This is a genomic window from Pseudaminobacter soli (ex Li et al. 2025), assembly GCF_003012705.1.
Lineage (GTDB): Bacteria > Pseudomonadota > Alphaproteobacteria > Rhizobiales > Rhizobiaceae > Pseudaminobacter > Pseudaminobacter soli.
In genome coordinates, this window is the sequence record NZ_PXYL01000008.1 from 47505 (window position 1) to 68106 (window position 20602).

Below are 20602 nucleotides of genomic sequence, written 5' to 3' on the forward strand. Positions count from 1 at the left end.
TTTCCGCTAGTTACGTTCGCGGCCATGACGGACGGCCTCCGCCGTCTGGTCCAATATTTCGCCGAATTTAACGTGTTGACTGTCGGTTAAACCGATTTAAATTCGCGCCTCGCACAACCACTGGACGCGGAACGCCATAATGCACGCCACGAACATGATCGAAACCGCAAAACGCGGGCGCTGGGCCGTTGCCACGGCGTTCTTCGTCAACGGCTTCATGACCGGCAGTTGGGCGCCGCAGATCCCGGTGTTCCTCACCCGGCTTGGCATCAGCGAGTTCACGCTCGGCCTGCTCATCCTGCTGTTCGGCGCCGGCGCCGTGGTCTTCATGTCGTGGTGCGGCTATTTGATAGCGCGCCATGGCTCGCGCAGCGTGGTGCGCTGGTTTGGCGCTGCCGCCACCTTCGGCCTGCTGATCGTCGCGTTGGCACCCAACGTGATTACGGCGGCGGTGGCCATGTTCCTGTTCGGCGGCGTCACCGGCGGCATGGACGTGGCCATGAACGCCAATGCGGTGGCCGTGGAAAAGCGGCTCTCGCGCGCCATCATGTCGTCCTCGCACGGCTTCTGGAGCCTGGGCGGCTTTGTCGGCGGCGGCCTCGGCGGCTTTGCCATCCAGAACTACGGCCATCTCGTCCACGCCGTGCTGGTGACGGTCGTCGCAGCCGTCCTGCTGGCCATGTCGCTTCGCCATCTCATCGTCGAAGAGCGGCACATCGTTGCCGAGCACAGAAAATTCTCGCTGCCGAAGAACCCCGCGATCTATCTCGTGGGCCTGATGGCACTGTTGTGCATGATTCCCGAAGGCTCGGTGCTCGACTGGGCGGCGCTCTATCTCAAGCAGGAGCTCGGCGCCGACATCGCCACCGCCGGCCTCGCCTTTGCCTTCTTTGCCGGCACGATGGCGACGGTGCGCTTCATGGGTGATGCCGTGCGCAACCGTTTCGGTGCCGTAACCACGCTTCGCGTCTCCAGCCTGATTGCGGCCACGGGCATGCTTGTCGCCGGCTTTGCGCCGACGCCCTGGGTGGCCATTGCGGCCTTTGCCTTCTGCGGGCTAGGCATTGCCAACATGGTGCCGATCGTCTTTTCGGCGGCCGGCAACCAGCCGGGCCTGTCGGCTGGCGCGGGCATGAGCGTGGTCACCACCATGGGCTATTCCGGAATCCTGATGGCGCCTTCGGCCATCGGCTTCGTCGGCCAGCACACGGGCTTTGCGCCGGTCTTCATCTCGGTGTCGGCGCTGCTGATCGTCGTGTTCCTGATGTCGGGCATGGCCCGCCACGCCGACTTCGCGCCGGCGGCTCAGCCGGCCGAGTAACGCTTCAACTCTTCCTGCAGGAAATCCGCCACGCGGCGGATGCGGACGCTTGCCCGCACGTCGCGGTGCATGGCGAGCCATACCGGGAGCGCGGGCAGGGGCAGGTCGGGCAGCACGATCTCGACGCCGGGCGCGCGCCGAACGAGCGGTTCCTGCGCAATGCCGATACCGTTGCCGGTTCGGACAGCTTCCCAGAGCACGATGTGATTGTCGCTGCGCAGGCGGAAGGTATGCCGCGTCAACCCCGGCAAGTAAGGCTCAAGGCCACGGATCATCTCGTCGCTGCGGTCGAAGCCGATGAGGTCGTGCCCGCGCAGATCCTCAAGTTTTTCGGGCCGGCCGCGCCGGTCGAGATAGCTTGTCGCCGCGCAGGCGCGGAGCGGAATGGCGGTGACCTTGCGTGCCACCAGTTCGTTCTGCGCCGGCCGCACCATGCGGATGGCGATGTCGGCGTCGCGGCGCAGAAGGTTCTCGACCTGGTTGGAGGCGACGATCTCGACCTCGATGGCCGGCTCCTCGACGCCGAGGCGGGCGAGCATCTCGGGCAGCACGCAGGCGGCAACGACTTCGCTTGCGGCTATGCGGACCGTGCCCTCGATGGCCTCCACCGAGCCCAGCGCCAGCCGCGAAAAGGCGGTTGCCTTTTCATGCACGGCCAGGCCGCGCTCGAACAACAGGCTTCCTGCCTCGGTCAGCACATAGCCTTGTCGCCCGCGCCGGAAAAGCGTCACGCCAAGCGCCTGCTCGAGTTCTGCGATGTGGCGGCCAAGCGTGGGCTGGCTGGCCGACAGCTGGCGTGCGGCGGCCGACAGGCTGCCGGTTTCGGCCACTGCCACGAAACTTCTGATCAGGTTCCAATCGATTTCGGTCATATTCGAAATTGAATAACGAAGTGCCGATTTCTGTCAATTTCCTTTCGAACATGCATGAATCATATGAAGGTTACTCACACAAACAGGAGTGACCGAAATGACCAAGATCGTAGTTCTGGGTGCCCGTGGCCGGCTTGGCCAGGTCGTCGCAAAGGCCTTTCTCGATGCCGGATACGAGGTGCGGGCAGTGACCCGCGACGGCAAGTTGCCGGCGGAATTGTCCGGGGCGGAAGCCGTCGCCGCCAACGCGCTCGACAGGCAGTCGCTGATCCGGGCCATGCAAGGCGCGGACATCGTCTTCAACGGGCTCAACCCCATCTATTCCGACTGGAGCACCTGCCTGCCCATGGCGGAGAACGTGATGGCCGCCTGCCATGCCAACCACGCGCTCCATCTCTTTCCGGGCACGGTCTACAATTTCGGGTCGCCCATTCCGGCGGTCATCACCGAGGAAACTCCGGAGCGCCCGACCACCGAAAAGGGCCGCATCCGCGTTGCCATGGAAGAACTGTTCCGCCGCGAGGCGGCTGCCGGCCGGGTTCGCACCATACTTCTCAGGGCCGGAGATTTCTTCGGCGGCAAGGGCACGGGCTCGTGGTTCGACCTCGTGGTCGCCTCCAAGCTCGCCAAGGGCGTCTACACGGCGCCGGGGCCGGTCCATCTGGTGCATGAGTGGGCATATCTGCCGGATTTCGCGGCGGCCTTCGTCGCCCTCGCCGACAAGCGCGACACGCTCGGAGCCTTTGAGAACCTGAACCTTCCCGGCCATGCGGTGACCGACCTCGAGATAAAGGCAGCGGCCGAGAAGGCCCTGGGGCGCAAGCTGAGGCTTGCCTCGATGCCCTGGTGGGTGCTGCGCGCGGGCAGCCCGTTCGTGCCGATGTGGAAGGCGATCCTGTCGATGTCCTATCTGCGCTTCGAAGAGCACCGGCTGGTGTCGTCGCGTCTGGAAGGCATTATCGGCACGATCCCGCATACGCCGCTGGATGAGGCCGTGGCGCAGGCGCTCGCCGACCTCGGCATTGTGGGCGCCCTTGGCGAAAAGGCAGCCTGACAGAAGCGAGAAGCTAGGACGCCCATAGCGGGTTTTGCTGCGGGCGTTTGCCTGTCGGTGGTAGTCCGGTCAGATCCGGCCCATCAGCAGCAGGATCAGCAGCACGATCAGGATGATGCCGACGATGCCGGACGGGCCATAGCCCCAGCCGCGCGAATGCGGCCACGCCGGTACGGCGCCGATCAGAATCAGAATGAGGATGATGACGAGAAGAGTGCTCAGCGTCATGGTGTCCCTCCATTGAAGCGTTTCAACGGGAGGACAATGCCGGGCCTATACTGTGGTTCCTCTCATGCCGAGAGGCTCTTCCTCGCCAGGAATGTGCGGGCGACGCGGGGATGCCCGGAAAGATGCGCCGCACGCCGTTCAGGCGGCGTGCGGCGCAGTCTCGTTATTCGGCCGCCTTGGGGTAGGCGACGTTGTCGGAGCCGAGGGCAGGTTCCTTTTCCTCGGCCGCCGCATCGGCTTTCCGCTTGCGGCGGAACAGGCGGTTGAGGAAGCGGCTGACGCGGCTGTCCTTGCTGCGGGTGAACACCATCAGCATCGCCGGCGTGACGATCAGCGTCAGCACCGTGGCGAAGGACAGGCCGAAGACGATGGCGCTCGACAGCGAGATCCACCACTGCGTCGAAGGCGCGTTGATGGTCGTCTCGTGGTGGAAGATTTCCAGCCCGAGGCCAAACGCGATCGGCAGCACGCCGAAGATGGCCGACAGTGCGGTCAGCACCACCGGGCGGGCGCGTTCGCGGCAGGTCTGCAGCACCGCTTCCAACTTGTCCCAGCCTTCATGGCGCAGCCGGTCGTAGGTGTCGATCAGCACGATGTTGTTGTTCACCACCACGCCGGCGAGCGCGATGACGCCGATGCCCGACATGACGATGCCGAAGGGCTGGCCGGTGATGAGCAGGCCAAGGAACACGCCGATGGTCGACATGATCACGCAGGACAGCACCATCAGCACGCTGCTGAACTTGTTGAACTGCGCGAGCAGCACGATGAAGATCAGGAACAGCGCCGCGCCGAAGGCCTTGCTCAGGAACTCGCCGGCAGCCTTGCTCTCCTCGTCCTGGCCCGCCAGCTTCCAGCGGATGCCGGGCAGGTCGATCTTCTTCATCGCCTCGGTTACCGCAGCCTGCGCCGCCGCCGGCTGCACGCCGCTGGCAACGTTGGCCTGCACCACGATGGTGCGCTGGCCGTCGATGCGGTTGAGGATGCCCACCTTCTGCTGAGGTTCGCGGGTGACGAAGTTGGAGATCGGCACCGACCCGTGGGCGGTTTCGACGCGCAACTGGTCGAGCGTCGAAAGCGTGCGGCGATCCTCCGGCAGGCGCAGGCGGATGTCGACGGCGTCGTCGGCACCGGCCGGGCGATAGTCGGAGAGTTTTAGGCCGTTGGTGACGAGCTGCACCACAGAGCCCACCGCGACCGGGCTTGCGCCATACTGCGCCGCCTTGCTGCGGTCGATCTTGAGCGCCCAGTCGATGCCCGGCGGCGGCAGGCCGTCGGAAACGTCGATGACGCCCGGGATCGTCTTCAGCATTGCCGCGACTTCCTTGGCCTTGTCGTTGAGGCCGGCGGGGTCCGCCGCCGACAGGCGCACCTGAATGGCCTTGCCGGTGGGCGGACCGGCCTCGGGCACGCGCACTTCGACATGCGCCCCCGGAATACCGGCCATGGCCTCGCGCAGTTCGTTCAGCACCTCATGTGCGGGCTTGCGCTGGCGCCAGTCGACGAACTCGTACTGGATCACGCCGACCACATCCTCGTCGACGTCGTTGCCGCCGCCGGTGGTCTTGCCGGCGCGGGTGTAGACCGATTTCACGCCCGGCCAACCGAGAATGCGCTTTTCGGCCTGCGCGACCGCCGCGTCCATTTCGGCAAGCGAAAGGTTGCCGCGGGCATGCACGTAGAGCAGGCCGTATTCCGGCTCGACACTGGGGAAGAACTCGACGCCCTTGCCCTTGTGGGCATAGACCCACGGCACCGCGACCAGCAGGGCAACCGCCAGGAGCATCGTGATGATGGGGTGGCGCGTGGCAAGCTTGACGGTGCCCATATAGAGCCCGTCCTTGTGCTCGGGCTCGTGATGGGCCTTGCCGAAAATGGCGCCAAGCGTCGGCGTGAACACCAGCGCGTAGAGCATTGAGGCCGACAGCGTCACGATCAGCGTGATCGGCATGTACTTCATGAACTCGCCGACGATGCCCGGCCAGAACAGCAGCGGCGAGAAGGCGGCGATACGCGTCATGGTGGCGGCGATGACCGGACCGGCCATGCGGCTTGCCGCCATTGCATAGGCTTCCTTCTTGTCCATGCCCTCGGCCATGCGCCGCTCGGCGAATTCGGTGACGATGATGGCATCGTCCACCAGCATGCCCACCGCCAGGATCAGGCTGAACAGCACCACGATGTTGACCGTGAAGCCGCCCAGCGACAAGAGCAGTATGCCGAGCAGGAACGAGGTCGGGATCGCCAGGCCGATCAGCATCGAAGCCCGGCCGGACAGCGCGTAGAGGATGATGATGAACACCAGGATGACGGCGATCATCACGTGGTTCTGCAGGTCGCCCAGCAGCTGGCGGATCGAGGTCGACTTGTCCTGGCTGTAGGAGACGACGCTGCCCTCCGGCAGCTTCTTGGCGAAGCCATCGGCCACCGCCTTCACCGCGTCGACGGTCTCGACGAGGTTCGCGCCGGTGCGCTTCTTCACCTCGATGGCGATGGCGGGCTTGCCGTCGAGACGGGTGATGGTCTCGGCGTCCTTGTAGGTCGAGCGGACGGCGGCGATGTCCTTCGCGCGAACAACGGCATTCTGGCCGGCGACGATCGGCAGGTTCGCGATATCCTCCGGCGACTCGATCAGCGAGGGCACCTTGACGGCATAGCGGCCCTCGGCGCCTTCGATATTGCCGGCGGCAACCAGGCTGTTCGAGGCGCCGACGCCCACGATGAGCTGGTCGAGGCGCAGGCCGTAGGAGGTGAGCTTGACCGGGTCGATGATGACCTCGACGAGGTCGTCGCGGGCGCCGCGCAGGTCAGCCTGCAGAACGCCCGGCACCTCTTCGATGCGGTCGCGCAGTTCGCGCGCGGCGGCGGTCAGCGCCCTTTCGGGCACGTTGCCGGCCAGCGTCACCACCAGCACCGGGAATTCGGAGAGGTTGACCTCGTTGACGGTCGGTTCCTCGGCGCCTTGCGGCAGGTCGCGCTTGGCGTCCTGCACCTTGGCGCGAACGTCCTCGAGTGCCGTCGAAAGGTTCGCTCCGGCATTGTACTCGATCAGCACGTAGCCGCCGCCCTGATAAGCGGCCGAGCGCATCTCCTTGACGTTGGAGAGGCTCTTCATGCGCGTTTCGACCGGCCGCAGCAGCAGCCGCTCGGAGTCCTCCGGCGAGATGCCGTTATAGGCAAGACTCACATAGATGATCGGAATCTTGACGTCCGGTTCGGCTTCCTTGGGGATCGACTGATACGCCAGCGCACCGGCGATCAGGAAAAACACCATGAAGGAAAGCGTAAGCCGCGCATTGCGGATTGCGTAGCCGACGATACCCATTTTTCGACCTTTGTCGTATGGCAGGCGCCGCGAGGCGCTTTATTGCGGGAGGCCGCCGCTAGGGGCGCCGGCAAGCTTCTTGATCATTTCGGCGTCGGCATCGACTGCATCCACCGTGTCTCCCTCGGAGACCAGGTCCTGACCGGCCACGATGATGCGCGCATCCGACGGAATGCCGCCGAGCACCAGCCCGGACGGGGTGTCGTCGACGAGGTCGATCGGGTGGAAGGAGACCTTCTGGTCCTTGTCGACGGCGCGGATCCCGAGGTCGCCGTTGCTGCTCAGCGTCACCACCGAACGCGGCAGGATGACCGCTTCGGCCGGCTGGGCGCTCACCGTGATCTCAGCCGTCATGCCGGCCGGTATCGAGCCTTCGGGATTGGGGACCGCGATTTCGATGCGGAACGTGCGGGTAGATGTCGAGGCGTCGCGGCTGATGTAGCGCACCGTGCCCTTGGCCGTGTCGCCGTTGACCAGCTTGACCTCGGCATCGTCGCCGATCTTGACGTAACTCAGGTCGCGTTCGCTGATCTCGCCCTTGCCCACGATCGGATCGAGGCTGAGGATGGTGGCCACTTCGCCACCCGCCATGATCGAGCTGCCGAGTTCGACCGGGACGCGATCGATGACGCCGTCGAACGGCGCCTTCACCTCGGTGCGGGCAAGTTCCGCCTGCGCGGCCTCGAGCTGCGACCTGGCAGCGGCAAGTGCGGAGCGGACGATGTCGGATTGCAGCTTGGGCGAGTTGCCCGACTTGACCAGGCGTTCCTGGGCGTCGGCCTCGGCCTGGCGCTGTGCAACCAGCTGGCGCGCGGTCTCGACGGCGGCGGTCTTCTCCTCCGCATCGAGCATCAGCACCAGGTCGCCCGCCTTGACGTGCTGGCCCTGCTTGACCGGCAGCTTGGCGATGATGCCGCCCACGCGCGTGGCGAGCACGGCGCGCTTGTCGGCCTCGGTCTGGCCCGACATGCGGATGGCGCGGGCGTGCTGGACGCGCGGCGGCGTGATCACCGCGACCGTGCGGGTCGGCGCCTTGGGCTGTTCGGCTGCGGTCGGCTTCTTTTCAGCCTCGGCGGCCGCGCTGCCGACGGAAGAGAATTCGCCCGTGCCCATCCAGGCGGCGAAACCAATAAGCACACCTATAGCGGCAAGCTTGTGAAACCTAACCTTGGCCATGATCAATTCCAATACTTGGGTCCCCGGCGAGACCACGGTCATTTGCAGGCGTGCCGCTCGATATGGGTGCGTCCCCGGCCGGATTCAATCGGTTATATCCCACGATAACCAACGAGCGGCGGTATCTACATCAAAGTCGAACCCCGAAACAGTCAGAAAAATTCATCCGTCGACAAATCCTGACAATGGGTTGTCAGGAAGCATGCTTCACACAAGAGTCGTTTAAAGACGCTTATCCTTCGGCATTGCCGACATGTCGGCCGAATATTTTCCGGCTGAAGAGCTCGGCCGAGCTCTTCGCATGCGAATGTTACGTAAACCTTGCATCATGTGACCCCTCCAGGAATTCGATGATGAGGTCAGGCGAACGTCACTTCCTTATTCAAGGGCAATGCTCGAATACGTTTGCCGGTGAGCGCGAAGACTGCATTGGCAAGCGCAGGAAGCGATGGCGGCGTGCCGATTTCCCCTACCCCTCCCATCTTCGGCGCGTTCTCCAGAACCGCGACCTCGAATGCGGGGCATTGAGACATGCGCATTGCGTCGAAATCATGAAAGTTCGTCTGTTCGACCATACCGTCGGCGAAGGTGATCTCCTGGCCCATGGCGGCGGAAAGCCCAAAGATGGCGCCGGAGGTCAGCTGCGCCTCGATGATGCCGGGGTCGAGCGCGGTGCCGACATCGGCGGCGATCCAGACCTTTTCGATGCGTATGCCTTTTGGTGTCTCGGCGACCTGCACAACCTCCGCGACCCAGCTGCCGAAGCTCAGCGTGAAGGCAAAGCCCTTGGCCTTTCCAGCCGGTAGCTTCTCGCCCCAGTTCGACATGGCGGCGACCTTCTCGACCACCTTAACGGCCGTGGGGTAGTTCGCCATCAGCCGCTTGCGCAGCTCGACCGGATCGATGCCGCCGGCAGTCGCGATTTCGTCCATGAAGGCCTCGTGGAGGAAGCCGTTGACCGAATTGCCGACCGAGCGCCAGAAGCCGACGGGCACGGCCAACTCGGCTTTCACGCCAGCGACGCGGTAGTTCGCGATCGTGTATGGCTGGTTGAACAGGCCGTCGGTCAGCGTCTTGTCGGGGCCAAGCGCCGAGAGCATCGGATAGAAGCGCGGCAGCACGCTTGCCATGATCGACGGCGCGATCACCTTGAGGTCGACCGCCAGCGGCATGCCGGTCTCGTCGAGCCGGGCGCGGAAGCGGCCGAGGGCGGCGGGCCTATAGGTATCGTGCGTGATGTCTTCCTCGCGCGTCCAGGTCACCTTCACCGGCCGCCCATCTGCCGCTTGCGCGAGCTTGGTGGCATAGAGCGCGTAATCCGCCTCCAGCCGCCGCCCGAAGCCGCCGCCGAGATAGGTGACGTGGACGTTGCACTGGGCTTCGCCTACACCGGCCTCGCGAGCACAGAGCGTTCGAAGGAGCGACGGCGCTTGGTTGGGCGCCCAGATGTCGAGCACGCCGTCCTTGAGCCAAGCGGTGGCATTCATCGGCTCCATCGCGGCATGGGCCAGGAAAGGCACGCGGTATTCAGCCTCGATCAGCCGCTCGCGCGGCGCGTCGGCGAATTGGACCTCGACATCGCCTTCGTTGCGCATCACCGAGCCGTTTTGGGCCGCGGCATCCGCCAGCACCTGCCACATGCCGGCGCTGTCGGCTGGGTACGGGGCCGTGCCCCATTCGACCTTCACCGCATCGGCCGCCTGGAATGCATGCCAGGTGGATTTGGCGAGCACGCCATAACCGTTGCCGAGATGTGTGCTTATTGGCACGATCTTGATGACGCCGGGCATCTTCTCGGCTTCCGAGGCGTCGAGCGAGACCACAGCGCCGCCGAGATGCGGGTTCATGCGCACGGTGCCGAAGACCATGTCGGGCAAGTCGACATCGATGCCGAAGATCGGCTGGCCGGTGACTTTGGCGTGCATGTCGGTGCGCATCTGCGGCTTGCCGAGCACGCGCCACTCGGACCGTTCGCGGAGCGCGATCTCGGTGGGCGGAGCAAGCTTTGCTGCGGCGGCAGCGAGCTCGCCATAGGTCAGGCTCCTGCCCGAGGCAGGATCGGTGACCTTGCCGTCCCGCGTGGTCAAGGTCGCAGCCGCAACGCCGAATTCCTTGGCCGCGGCGGCCTTCAGCATCTCGCGGGCGGCGGCGCCGGCATGGCGCATCTTGTCGAAGGCGTCGACCGTGGTCGTCGATCCGCCGGTCGCCTGCACGGCGAGGAATTTCCCGACGACCGCCATGCCGTCGCGCGCCAGATTGGCGAGCGTGGATTCATCGAAGACCGGGAAGGGCAGGCCATCGCGAAGGATGGCGATATTGGCGTAAGCCGACGCCACCGGGCCGTGCTCGACCTTGAGCGCTGAAAGGTCGAGGTCGAGTTCTTCCGCCACCAGCGCGGCGAGCGTGGTCGCCACACCCTGACCCATCTCAGCACGCGGAGCGATGACCGTGATGGTGTTGTCGGGCGCGATCTTCACATAGGGATTGAAGGTCGCCTCGCCGTCGGAAAGCTCGCCTTCGAGCGGGTTGGGGAAGGGTTTGCGATAGCTGTAGTAGCCGAAGGCGACGCCACCGGCGACTGCGGCGGCTCCGATCAGGAAGGTGCGGCGGGCGATCTTTCCGGCCATGTCAGGCTCCCGCCTTCAGCGATGCCGCGCGCTTGATCGCCGCGCGGATGCGCGGATAGGTGCCGCAGCGACACAGATTGCCGCTCATGGCCTCGTCGATCTCGGCGTCAGTCGGTGATGGCGTGTGCTCCAGAAGGGCTGCCGCGCTCATGATCTGGCCGCACTGGCAGTAGCCGCATTGCGGCACCTGCTCCTCCAGCCAGGCCTGCTGGACAGGATGCAGCTTGCCGTCGGTCGAAAGCCCCTCGATGGTGGTGACGGCCCCCTCCACCTGTCCGACCGGCAGCGTGCAGGAGGGCACCGCCTCGCCGTTCACATGCACCGTGCAGGCGCCGCAGGCGGCGATGCCGCAGCCGAATTTCAGGCCCTTCTTGCCTGCAAGGTCGCGCAGCGCCCACAAAAGCGGCATGTCGGGATCGGCGTCGATCTCGATCCCTTGTCCGTCGACCATGAGGCGCATGGCATGTCCTTCCCGAGCATCCGATCCGGAAGACTAGCACATCATGGGTTTCGAAAGTCCAGCAACGTGCCGAAGCAATGGTGTCAGGCTGCCTCGGGTTTCTTGCGCGTCGCCAAAAATTCGCGCACCCGCTTGCCGGGGATCGCGTGCTGCAACGGGCCGAAGCGGCCGCGGAACTCGTCGGTCAGGTCGAGCGTGGGCCGGTTGCCGACCGCGTCGAAATTCTCGTCGAGCCAGTCGCCTGCGGCGTTGCGGCCAAGGTCGCGCAGATATTCCAGGAACGCCCATTCGGCATTGACCTTGGAGGAGGCCGACAGGTCCTTGAAGGCGTCGTCGGCGTCGATGCGGTGCATGCGGATGTCGCGGTATTCGCCATGCGGCAGTCGGCCGGCCGCGATCAGTTCCTTGATGAAGGCGATGGCCCGGAATTCGCGCAGCAGCGAGGCGTTGAAGGTGATCTCGTCAATGCGGTTCTGGATCTCGTTGGCGGTCCTGGGTGTCCCCTCCCGGGTGACCGGATTGATCTGCACCAAAAGCACATCGTCGGTCTTGGCTTCGCTGAAGAAGGGGAAGATGGCCGGGTTGCCACCATAGCCGCCGTCCCAATAGGGCGTGCCGTCGATCTCCACGGCCTGAAATATCTGCGGCAGGCAGGCAGAGGCCATGATGACGTCGAGCGTGATCTCGTTCGGCTGGAAAACGCGCAGCTGCCCGGTCTCGACATTGGTGGCCGAGACGAAAAGCTTGATCGCCTTGCAGGAGCGGACGTTGTCGAAGTCGATCTCGCTCGCCACCACGTCGCGCAGCGGATTGATGTTCAGCGGGTTGGCCGCATAGGGCGACAGCGTTCGCGACAGGGTGTCGTGCCAGATGTAGCCTGGCGTGTGCTCGACCGACCAATTGCCCCACAGCACGTCCCAGGGCATGCGCTGCACCGGGCTGAAGCGGCCCTTCAACGCCACCGCACGCCACAGGTCGTGCAGCTTCTGGCGCGCGCCCTCGGCGCCGCCACGCACCCAGCCGTCGGCGAGGGCGGCTGCGTTCATGCCGCCGGCACTGGTGCCCGACACCGCCGCAATTTCGAGCCGCCCGTCCTCCAGCAGGCGGTCGAGCACGCCCCATGAAAAGGCGCCGTGCGAGCCGCCTCCCTGAAGCGCGACGTTGATCGGTTTTTTCTCCTCCGCCTTGCCGTTTCCAGTCATGGCGTCATTCCTGTCGATGTTTCCTGTGATTTTGGCCGTGCGGCCGTTGATCAGCCCGCCGCCCAGCCGCCGTCGATGGAAAGCTGCGTGCCGTTGATCTGCGCGGCTGCATCCGAGCAGAGGAAGACGGTCGCCGCGCCGATCTGCCCGACGGTGACGAACTCCTTAGTCGGCTGCTTTTCGAGCATCACCTCTCGGACGACCGTCTCGCGGTCCATCTTGTGCACCTTCATCTGGTCGGGGATCTGGGCCTCGACCAGCGGCGTCAACACATAGCCGGGGCAGATCGCGTTGCAGGTGATGCCGAAGGTCGCCACCTCGAGCGCCACCGTCTTGGTGAGCCCGACGATGCCGTGCTTGGCCGAGACATAGGCCGATTTGAACGGCGAGGCGACGAGGCCATGCACGGAGGCGATGTTGACGATGCGTCCCCAGCCTTGCTCCTTCATGAACGGGATTGCCGCCGCGATGGTGTGGAAGGACGAGGAGAGGTTGATGGCGATGATCGAATCCCATTTCTCGATCGGGAAATCCTCGATCGCCGCAACATGCTGGATGCCGGCATTGTTGACGAGGATGTCGACCGAGCCGAAATTCTCCGCCGCCTTGGCCACTAGCGCCCGGCACGCTCCCGGATCCGACATGTCGGCCTCGATGTAGATCGCCTTGACCTTGTGGTCGGAGGCGATTTTCTCGGCGATTTCATGGTCTTCCGTCCTGTTGGAGAAGGAATTGACCACGATGTTGCAGCCCTCGGCCGCCAATGCGTTGGCAATAGCCAAGCCGATGCCCGAGGTCGAGCCGGTGACGATGGCGGTCTTCTTGGCGGTCATGGCGGCATCCTTTGTCCGGGCTGGCGTTCAATCTATATATTGCAGTGCAGCAAAATTGCGACGGAGCGCGACAGGCCGACGCAAAACGGCCACGACGCCTTGCTGTGATGGTGCAGGACACCTACTGTCCCGGCCGGCATAAAGCGGAGTTTGGAATGCGTTTCGAAGGCACGTCGGCCTATGTCGCCGAGAAGGATCTGATGGTGGCCGTCAATGCGGCGATCGCGCTGGAGCGGCCGCTGCTGGTCAAGGGCGAGCCGGGCACCGGCAAGACCGAACTTGCAAAGCAGGTGGCAGCAGCACTGGGTCTCGACCTCATCGAATGGCATGTCAAATCCACCACTAAGGCCCAGCAGGGCCTCTATGAATATGACGCCGTCTCGCGCCTGCGCGACAGCCAGCTCGGCGACGACCGTTTCAACGACATCACCAACTACATCCGCCGCGGCAAGCTGTGGGAATCGTTTGCCGCCGACCGCAAGGTGGTGCTGCTGATCGATGAAATCGACAAGGCCGACATCGAGTTCCCCAACGATCTGCTGCAGGAACTCGATAAGATGGAGTTCTTCGTCTACGAGACGGGCGAGACGATCCGCGCGCGGCAACGGCCCATCGTCATCATCACCTCCAACAACGAGAAGGAACTGCCCGACGCCTTTCTGCGCCGCTGCTTCTTCCATTACATCCGCTTCCCCGATGCCGAGACGCTGGCCAAGATCGTCGAGGTGCATTTCCCCGGCATCAAGCAGAGCCTGGTGCGCGAGGCGCTGACGCAGTTTTACGAGGTGCGCGAGGTGCCGGGGCTGAAGAAGAAGCCGTCCACGTCCGAGGCGCTCGACTGGATCAGGCTTCTGGTGGCCGACGATGTCGACCCGGCCGACCTGCGCGCCGATCCGAAGAACGCTTTGCCAAAACTGCACGGCGCGCTGCTCAAGAACGAGCAGGACGTGCATCTGTTCGAGCGGCTGGCCTTCATGGCGAGACGGCAGGGGTAAGCTCCCCGACGCGATTTGCCTCGCAAACCCTCCTCTCCCCACGGGAGGGGAGGGCTACAGAACGGCCAGCGATTTCTGCGTTCTGGCCCGTTGGCACTATGCGAGGTTTCGGCAAGTCTGTCCCGCTAAGAACAAGCGATGGAACAGCGATGACCGAAGTTACAATCCGCCGATTTGAACCGGGAGACAGGGCGCATTGGGAAACGCTCTGGCAAGGCTACAACACGTTCTACAAGCGCAGCGTCGAGCAGCGCGTGACCGACCGGCTATGGTCGCGGCTCTTGGATGGCAGCGGCGAGCCCTTCGGTTTCGCAGCCGCGATCGAAGGCAAGGTCGTCGGGCTAGCCCATTACTTCTTCGTCTCCTCCACGTCCGAATGGAATCCGCGCTGCTACATGCAGGATCTGTTTGCCGATCCGGAAATCCGCGGCAAGGGCGTCGGCCGGGCGCTCATCGAAGCGGTGTATTCGGAAGCCGACAAGCACGAAGCCGCGCAGACCTACTGGCTCACCCAGGACTTCAACGAAACCGCGCGCAAGCTCTACGACAAGCTCGCCCGCGCAACACCCTTCATCAAATATCAGCGCTAGGAACCCTAATGGCCGACATCACCATCCGCCCGCTCCAGCAGACTGACCACGACGACTGGCGCCGGCTCTGGACCGCCTATCTCGAATTCTACAAGACCACCGTGCCGGAGGAGGTCTACCAGGCCACCTGGAAGCGCCTGTTCACCGAAGGCGAGTTCGAGCCCAAGGGCTCTCTGGCGCTGATGGACGGCAAGCCGGTGGGGCTGGTGCACTATCTCTATCACCGCTCCTGCTGGTCGACCGTCAACAACTGCTATCTGCAGGACCTGTTCACCGCGCCCGAAACGCGCGGCAAGGGCGTGGGCGCTGCCTTGATCGAGGCGGTGAAGCAGGAGGCAGGCAAGATCGGCGTGACCAATGTCTATTGGATGACGCACGAAACCAACGCCACCGCGCGCAAGCTCTACGATCACGTCGCGCGGCGCACCGGCTTCATCGAGTACGATCTCATGTAATCTCTGCGTGCGGGGCGGGCGATGCCGCGCGCCCCGCAAGGCTCAGTTTCTTCAGCTCGAGCGCGCGTCGGCCCAGTCGTGCCACTGATCCTCGGTGCCGTGGAAGACGTTGAGGTCTATCTTGCCTTCGACGCCGTGCGACAAGCCCGACCCCGAATACTGCCAGAAAACCCATCTGCGCCCCGGATAGACCTTGGACGGATGCTCGGCCACGGCCCGCAGCCAGAACGGATAGTTCAGGAACGCACCCTGCAAATTGTCGCGATAAAAATCCGGGGCGGTGTAGATGATCGGGCGCTGGCCGTAATGGCGTTCCAGCTTGTCCATGAACACCTGCATCTTCTCGCGGATCTTCTCCGGCGACAGGCGACGCTTGCAGCTCGATTCGCCATTGTATTCGACGTCGATGACCGGCGGCAGCGCGTTCGGTTCGCGCGGCACGTTGCGGATGAACCAGTCGGCCTGTTCGCCGGCGGTGCGGCACCAGTAGAAGAAGTGGTAGGCGCCGCGCTTCAGCCCGGCTTCCTGGGCCCCGCGCCAGTTTGCCCTGAACATCGGGTCGAGATGGTCGCCGCCATCGGTGGCCTTGATGTAGGCGAAGTTTGCGCCCTGCGTGCGCAGCTTCGCCCAGTCTATATCGCCCTGCCAGCGCGATACGTCGACGCCGTGCACGGCCAATGCCTTGGGGGAGCCCCTGCCGAAATTGATCGGCTTGGCATCGCGGAACTGGCGGCTATAGATTCGCGACCGCTGTCCCGGAGTGGCGCGCGCCATCGGCCTCGAGGGCGCGAGCATGGCCAGGGGTTTTTCGGCCGGGATCGGCATGCCGACGGTAGTCATCTGCGGCACAGGAGCCTGCGGCACGGGACCGGCCCAGGCCAGCACTTCCTGCGGCTCGGTTCGCTGCGGCGGTTCGTCATTTGCGGCGACTGAGGGAATGGTCGCCTCGGGGACGGGGCTGTTCGGCCTGGCGACGGAACTCGTCGTCTCCTTCGAAGGCGGCCGCGCTTGCGCCAAAAGGTCGCCCAGGCCCGAGCTCGACGAACAGCCGGCCATGGCCATGCAAGCGAAGACAATTGCTGACACGCCTGAGAAACGCATAGACACCCGCACGCAAAAACGGCGACGGCCCAGAGCCATCGCAACACGTCTGGGCAATTGCTAACGGGAAATTACCAAGAAAGGCTGAATCCGCTTGTTTACCTTGTTAGCCGATCGAAAGCGCGGCGGGTGGTCTTGCCTGCGGGCCGGATGCGAACCAAATTGCCCCCATGTTCATACCCTTCTTTCTCGAACTCAAAGCCGCCAAGGTCCCGGTTTCGCTGCGCGAATATCTCGCTCTTCTCGAAGGGCTGGAGGCCGGCCTCGTCACCTATGACGTGGAGGGCTTTTACTATCTCGCCCGCGCCACGCTGGTGAAGGATGAGCGCCACATCGACCGTTTCGACCAGGTGTTTTCACACGTTTTCAAGGGCGTGGAGGCGGTTTCGGGCGAGGGGGCCATCGATGTCGCCAACATTCCGGAAGAGTGGCTGCGACGGCTCGCCGAAAAGCATCTGACCGACGAGGAAAAGAAGCTGATCGAAGCGCTGGGCGGCTTCGAAAAGCTCATGGAAACGCTGAAACAGCGGCTCGAGGAGCAGAAGGGGCGCCATCAGGGCGGCTCGAAATGGATCGGCACGGCCGGCACCTCGCCCTTCGGCGCCTATGGCTACAATCCCGAAGGCGTGCGGATCGGCCAGCACGAAAGCCGCCACCGCCGCGCGGTAAAGGTTTGGGACAAGCGCGAGTTCAAGAATTTCGACGATTCCGTCGAGTTGGGCACACGCAACATCAAGGTGGCGCTGAAGCGCCTGCGCCGTTGGGTGCGCGAAGGCTCGCAAGAAGAATTCGACCTGCCCGGCACCATCCACGCCACGGCCGAGCACGGCTATCTCGACGTGCGCACGCGGCCCGAGCGGCGCAATGCCGTGAAGCTCTTGATGTTTTTCGATGTGGGCGGCTCGATGGACGACCATATCGAGGTGGTCCAGGAGCTGTTTTCGGCCGCGCGAGCCGAATTCCGTCAGCTCGAATATTTCTACTTCCACAACTGCCTCTACGAGGGCGTGTGGAAGGACAATCGCCGCCGCCGTTCCGAGACCATCCCGACGCTCGACGTGCTGCACAAATATGGCCGCAACTACAAGGTTATCTTCGTCGGCGACGCCTCGATGAGCCCTTACGAAATCTCCTACGCGGGAGGTTCGGTCGAACATTGGAACCCGGAGCCCGGCTCGGTGTGGCTGCAGCGCGTGCTCGAGCAGTGGCCGAACGCCGTCTGGATCAACCCGGCGCGCGAGAAGCATTGGAGCTACACCCATTCCATCGGCATGATCCGCGAGATCTTTGCCGGGCGCATGTATCCGCTGACGCTTTCGGGCCTGGAAAGCGCCACGAAGGAGCTATCGAGGAAGCACTGAGATGGACAAAGCCCACTACACGACGGTCGAAGAGCAGGTCGAATACGGGCTGGAGACGATCCCGGAGGACCTGATGGTCTCGGTGCCGTTGCGCGACCTGATGTTCGTCTTCGAGACCATGGGCGAACTGAACCGCTTCTTCCACCAGCCGCTCAACTGGCAGACGCTGGCCGACGTCAAGGCCTTCATGGGCGCGCGCGACAGCGGCGCCCTGCATCTCATCCGGGAATGCTACTATCGGAAGCTGCGTGACCTGCTGCCGGCGGACATCGAGAAGGGACTGGATTCCGACCGCTTCGACAATCCGGACCTGCCGCATTATTACAAGCCGAAGGCCGACTAGGCATCTGTTCGGCGGCCGTCGTCGGGCCTACATAAGGCCAACGAGCCGTTCGAGCGAAATGACCCTTCCTTGAATTGTCATCTCGCTCTAATATTTTGTTTTCAAAGCATGATCTCATCCGAAAAGCCTGCAACTTTTCGCTGACGCGGTCCTTCGGTTCGGGATCATGCTCCAGGGAGAGCATCATGGACGAACATCGCTATCCGGTGACCCGCACTGACGCGGAATGGCGGGCGCTTCTGACGCCGGAGCAATATGCCGTCATGCGCGGGCACGGCACCGAGCGGCCCGGCAGCTGCGCGCTGCTTTATGAAAAGCGGGCCGGCACCTTCACCTGCGCCGGCTGCGACCAGCCCCTGTTCGAATCCAAGCTGAAATTCGAGAGCGGCACCGGCTGGCCGAGCTTCAACGACCCGGTCGAGGGCTCGGTGGAAACCACCACCGACCGCAGCTACGGCATGCTGCGCACCGAGGTGCACTGCTCGCGCTGCGGCAGCCATCTCGGCCATGTCTTCGAGGATGGCCCGCCGCCGACGGGCTTGCGCTACTGCATCAACGGCGTGGCGCTGAATTTCCATCCCGCCGAAGGATGAGCGCGAACATCCCGGCAGGCAGGGTGCGGCTCAAGCGAGCCTATGAGCCCCCGTCTGCCGAGGATGGCACACGTATCCTCGTCGACCGGCTATGGCCACGCGGCGTGCGCAAGGCGGACGCCGCAATCGACGAATGGATGAAGGACATCGCGCCCAGCACCGAGCTGCGCCAATGGTTCGGCCACGATCCTGAGAAGTGGGACGAATTCCGCCGGCGCTACCGTGCCGAGCTGGCCCGGCATGGCCCGGAACTCGATCGGCTGCGCGAGATCGCGCGGGCCGGCGTGCTGACGCTGGTCTATTCCGCTCACGACGAAGCCCACAACGACGCGGTCGTGCTGCGCGAGGTGCTGCTTGGCTGAGTGCTAAAGCATGATCCCGCAAAGTTGCAGACTTCTCGGACAAGATCATGCTTCAAAAAAGCAAAAGCCTGGGGCGAGATGACGTAGGAAAAGTCATCTCGCCCCAGGCTCTTCTCAACCTTTGTTGGGCCGTTGGCCTCAAGCCATGCCGAGGGCCGCCAGGTACAGGTCGAGGATCGCTTCCTCTTCCTGGCGCTCGGCCTGATCCTTCTTGCGCAGGCGAATGATGGTGCGAACGGCCTTGGTGTCGAAGCCGGTGCCCTTCATCTCTGCATAGACGTCCTTGATGTCGTCAGAGATCGTCTTCTTCTCTTCCTCGAGGCGTTCGACGCGTTCGATGAAGGCGCGCAACTGGCCCGCGGCAACGGTCTGGCTGGTTTCAGTAATCTCGTCGGCCATTCTCTTGCTCCGGATGAAAAAGCCGCGACTCGGCGCGGCGGATTGGGTTGCCGTTCGATGCCTTAGCCGACCCGAGGGGTCAAGGGCGGATTGGCAACAGAGTCGGCAGGAAAAACCGGGTTTTCACACTCAACGGCGAATGTGGCCGGAGCTCAACTGGATGAAATCGGTTGCGAAGGCCGCTTCAATGGTCCTTCGGGCGGCTCGCCTCGAACTGGGCCTTTTTGGCATCCGAAGCTTCGGTCTGGTGCTTCGCCTGCCATTCGGCATAGGGCATGCCGTAGACGATCTCGCGCGACTCGTCCTTGGTCAGGGCAACGCCGGTTTCCTCGGCGGCCTCGCGATACCAGTTGGACAGGCAGTTGCGGCAGAAGCCGGCAAGGTTCATCAGGTCGATGTTCTGCACATCGGTGCGTTCGCGCAAGTGCTTGACCAGCCGGCGGAAGGCGGCGGCCTCGAAATCGCGTTGCTGTTCCTTGCTCAATTCCGCCATCTCGGCCTCCATCACAGCGGGCCCGTGCGCGAGCCGAATTGTCTGACTTCATGTATATCGGGGCGCGAATTGACCGCGTCAACGATGGGGGCGAGGTAGTTCGCCCACTCCTCGGCCGTGGCCTCCTCGGCGATCAGGTCCTGGCGGATCTCGACCAGCGCATGGGCATAGCCGTTGACGACGGCGTGCCGGAACATGGTGTCGCCGCGCAGCGCACCGTCATAGGGCTCGTTGTCGCCGATGATCAGCGTCTTGTCCTGCGCGAGGCCTTCCATCAGCGGGCGGACGGCGCGGTCGTCCTTGTCCCACAGCATGCCGACATGCCAGGGGCGCGGGTGACTGTTCCAGACCGGCGTAAACGAGTGGAGCGAGAGGATGAACGGCGCCCTGCCGCTTTCGCGCGCCACCGAGGCCACCATGGCCGCTACGGCGTCATGATAGGGGCGGTAATATTTCTCCAGCCGCTTTTCCCGCTCCTCTTCGGCCATCGGGTAGTTTCCAGGAACCACCGTCCCGTCATAGAGTTGGCGGATGAGGGTGGGGTCGTCCTCGCCGCGATTGGGGTCGATGAGAAGGCGTGAGAAATTGGCAAGTACAGCCGGTGCATCGAGCAAGGCCGCGAGCTTTCGCGTCACATGCTCGACGCCGATGTCATAGGCGATGTGGCGCTGGAATTCGCTGGCCGGCAGGCCAAGGTCGTCATATTCGTCGGGCAGGTTGCGCTTGGCATGGTCGCTGACGAGCACGATACCTCGCTTGCGGTCTCCCTCGATGATTTCGACGGGGGCAAAAACTGCGGATCGCGTCATGGA

Annotated in this window: 21 protein-coding genes; 9 read left to right on the forward strand and 12 right to left on the reverse strand. The window is 63.8% G+C overall.

Translation table 11 applies throughout. From position 1 onward, the window contains the following. The first annotated feature begins 139 nt into the window (after positions 1–139). Positions 140–1321 (forward strand): MFS transporter, encoded by a 1182-nt coding sequence (locus tag C7I85_RS16750; RefSeq protein WP_106725153.1) that lies wholly within the window; start codon positions 140–142, stop codon positions 1319–1321. On the opposite strand, the gene C7I85_RS16755 is transcribed toward C7I85_RS16750, so the two are convergent. Continuing rightward, on the reverse strand, positions 1306–2193 hold the full coding sequence (locus C7I85_RS16755; protein ID WP_106725154.1) for a LysR family transcriptional regulator: 888 nt from the start codon (positions 2191–2193) through the stop codon (positions 1306–1308). The two genes, C7I85_RS16750 and C7I85_RS16755, sit on opposite strands and share 16 nt — an antisense overlap. 97 nt (positions 2194–2290) lie before the next feature. On the opposite strand from C7I85_RS16755, the gene C7I85_RS16760 reads away from it, so the two are divergent. Further along, positions 2291–3247 carry an SDR family oxidoreductase gene (locus C7I85_RS16760; protein ID WP_106725155.1) on the forward strand — a complete coding sequence of 319 codons (957 nt, stop codon included), beginning with the start codon at positions 2291–2293 and terminating at the stop codon, positions 3245–3247. 69 nt (positions 3248–3316) lie between these two features. Here the strand turns inward: C7I85_RS16760 and C7I85_RS16765 are convergent, their stop codons facing one another. The 7 genes from C7I85_RS16765 to C7I85_RS16795 form a co-directional block, all read right to left on the reverse strand. Continuing rightward, complete coding sequence (locus tag C7I85_RS16765) at positions 3317–3475, reverse strand: DUF3309 family protein (protein WP_106725156.1); 159 nt, start codon at positions 3473–3475, stop codon at positions 3317–3319. Between the two features lie 163 nt (positions 3476–3638). Then, entirely contained in the window at positions 3639–6800 is a 3162-nt protein-coding gene (locus C7I85_RS16770) for an efflux RND transporter permease subunit (RefSeq protein WP_106725157.1), read from the reverse strand. Positions 6801–6839: 39 nt separating this feature from the next. Further along, on the reverse strand, positions 6840–7976 hold the full coding sequence (locus tag C7I85_RS16775; RefSeq protein ID WP_106725349.1) for an efflux RND transporter periplasmic adaptor subunit: 1137 nt from the start codon (positions 7974–7976) through the stop codon (positions 6840–6842). 359 nt (positions 7977–8335) lie between these two features. Beyond that, positions 8336–10603 carry a xanthine dehydrogenase family protein molybdopterin-binding subunit gene (locus C7I85_RS16780; RefSeq protein WP_106725158.1) on the reverse strand — a complete coding sequence of 756 codons (2268 nt, stop codon included), beginning with the start codon at positions 10601–10603 and terminating at the stop codon, positions 8336–8338. A gap of 1 nt (position 10604) precedes the next feature. Then, on the reverse strand, positions 10605–11063 hold the full coding sequence (locus C7I85_RS16785; protein WP_106725159.1) for a (2Fe-2S)-binding protein: 459 nt from the start codon (positions 11061–11063) through the stop codon (positions 10605–10607). An 83-nt stretch (positions 11064–11146) separates the two neighbouring features. Further along, positions 11147–12265, reverse strand: a complete 1119-nt coding sequence (locus C7I85_RS16790; protein WP_106725160.1) for a patatin-like phospholipase family protein — start codon at positions 12263–12265, stop codon at positions 11147–11149. 50 nt (positions 12266–12315) lie between these two features. Continuing rightward, positions 12316–13098 (reverse strand): 3-hydroxybutyrate dehydrogenase, encoded by a 783-nt coding sequence (locus C7I85_RS16795; protein WP_106725161.1) that lies wholly within the window; start codon positions 13096–13098, stop codon positions 12316–12318. 155 nt (positions 13099–13253) lie between these two features. On the opposite strand from C7I85_RS16795, the gene C7I85_RS16800 reads away from it, so the two are divergent. From C7I85_RS16800 to C7I85_RS16810, 3 genes are all read left to right on the forward strand, one after another. Beyond that, on the forward strand, positions 13254–14093 hold the full coding sequence (locus tag C7I85_RS16800; protein WP_106725162.1) for an AAA family ATPase: 840 nt from the start codon (positions 13254–13256) through the stop codon (positions 14091–14093). 149 nt (positions 14094–14242) lie between these two features. Next, positions 14243–14683 carry a GNAT family N-acetyltransferase gene (locus C7I85_RS16805; protein WP_106725163.1) on the forward strand — a complete coding sequence of 147 codons (441 nt, stop codon included), beginning with the start codon at positions 14243–14245 and terminating at the stop codon, positions 14681–14683. A gap of 8 nt (positions 14684–14691) precedes the next feature. Continuing rightward, complete coding sequence (locus C7I85_RS16810; RefSeq protein WP_106725164.1) at positions 14692–15138, forward strand: GNAT family N-acetyltransferase; 447 nt, start codon at positions 14692–14694, stop codon at positions 15136–15138. Between the two features lie 51 nt (positions 15139–15189). On the opposite strand, the gene C7I85_RS16815 is transcribed toward C7I85_RS16810, so the two are convergent. Next, entirely contained in the window at positions 15190–16239 is a 1050-nt protein-coding gene (locus C7I85_RS16815; protein ID WP_106725165.1) for a glycoside hydrolase family 25 protein, read from the reverse strand. Positions 16240–16409: 170 nt separating this feature from the next. On the opposite strand from C7I85_RS16815, the gene C7I85_RS16820 reads away from it, so the two are divergent. From C7I85_RS16820 to C7I85_RS16835, 4 genes are all read left to right on the forward strand, one after another. Beyond that, complete coding sequence (locus C7I85_RS16820; RefSeq protein WP_106725166.1) at positions 16410–17600, forward strand: vWA domain-containing protein; 1191 nt, start codon at positions 16410–16412, stop codon at positions 17598–17600. Position 17601: 1 nt separating this feature from the next. After that, the gene (locus C7I85_RS16825) at positions 17602–17943 is read left to right on the forward strand and encodes a hypothetical protein (RefSeq protein WP_106725167.1); all 342 of its coding nucleotides are present in this window, start codon (positions 17602–17604) and stop codon (positions 17941–17943) included. Between the two features lie 185 nt (positions 17944–18128). Further along, a complete protein-coding gene (gene msrB / locus C7I85_RS16830) occupies positions 18129–18536 on the forward strand; it encodes a peptide-methionine (R)-S-oxide reductase MsrB (protein WP_106725168.1) in 408 nt (135 codons plus the stop codon). Next, the gene (locus tag C7I85_RS16835; protein ID WP_106725169.1) at positions 18533–18898 is read left to right on the forward strand and encodes a DUF488 domain-containing protein; all 366 of its coding nucleotides are present in this window, start codon (positions 18533–18535) and stop codon (positions 18896–18898) included. The genes msrB and C7I85_RS16835 overlap by 4 nt, the downstream gene beginning before the upstream one ends. A gap of 138 nt (positions 18899–19036) precedes the next feature. Here the strand turns inward: C7I85_RS16835 and C7I85_RS16840 are convergent, their stop codons facing one another. The 3 genes from C7I85_RS16840 to C7I85_RS16850 all read right to left on the reverse strand — a co-directional run bounded on the left by C7I85_RS16840 (position 19037) and on the right by C7I85_RS16850 (position 20599). Further along, complete coding sequence (locus tag C7I85_RS16840; RefSeq protein WP_106725170.1) at positions 19037–19297, reverse strand: DUF2312 domain-containing protein; 261 nt, start codon at positions 19295–19297, stop codon at positions 19037–19039. A 184-nt stretch (positions 19298–19481) separates the two neighbouring features. Then, positions 19482–19790 carry a DUF1244 domain-containing protein gene (locus tag C7I85_RS16845; RefSeq protein ID WP_106725350.1) on the reverse strand — a complete coding sequence of 103 codons (309 nt, stop codon included), beginning with the start codon at positions 19788–19790 and terminating at the stop codon, positions 19482–19484. Positions 19791–19801: 11 nt separating this feature from the next. Beyond that, positions 19802–20599, reverse strand: coding sequence for an N-formylglutamate amidohydrolase (locus C7I85_RS16850; protein WP_106725171.1), 798 nt, complete (start codon positions 20597–20599; stop codon positions 19802–19804). Positions 20600–20602 lie beyond the last annotated feature (3 nt).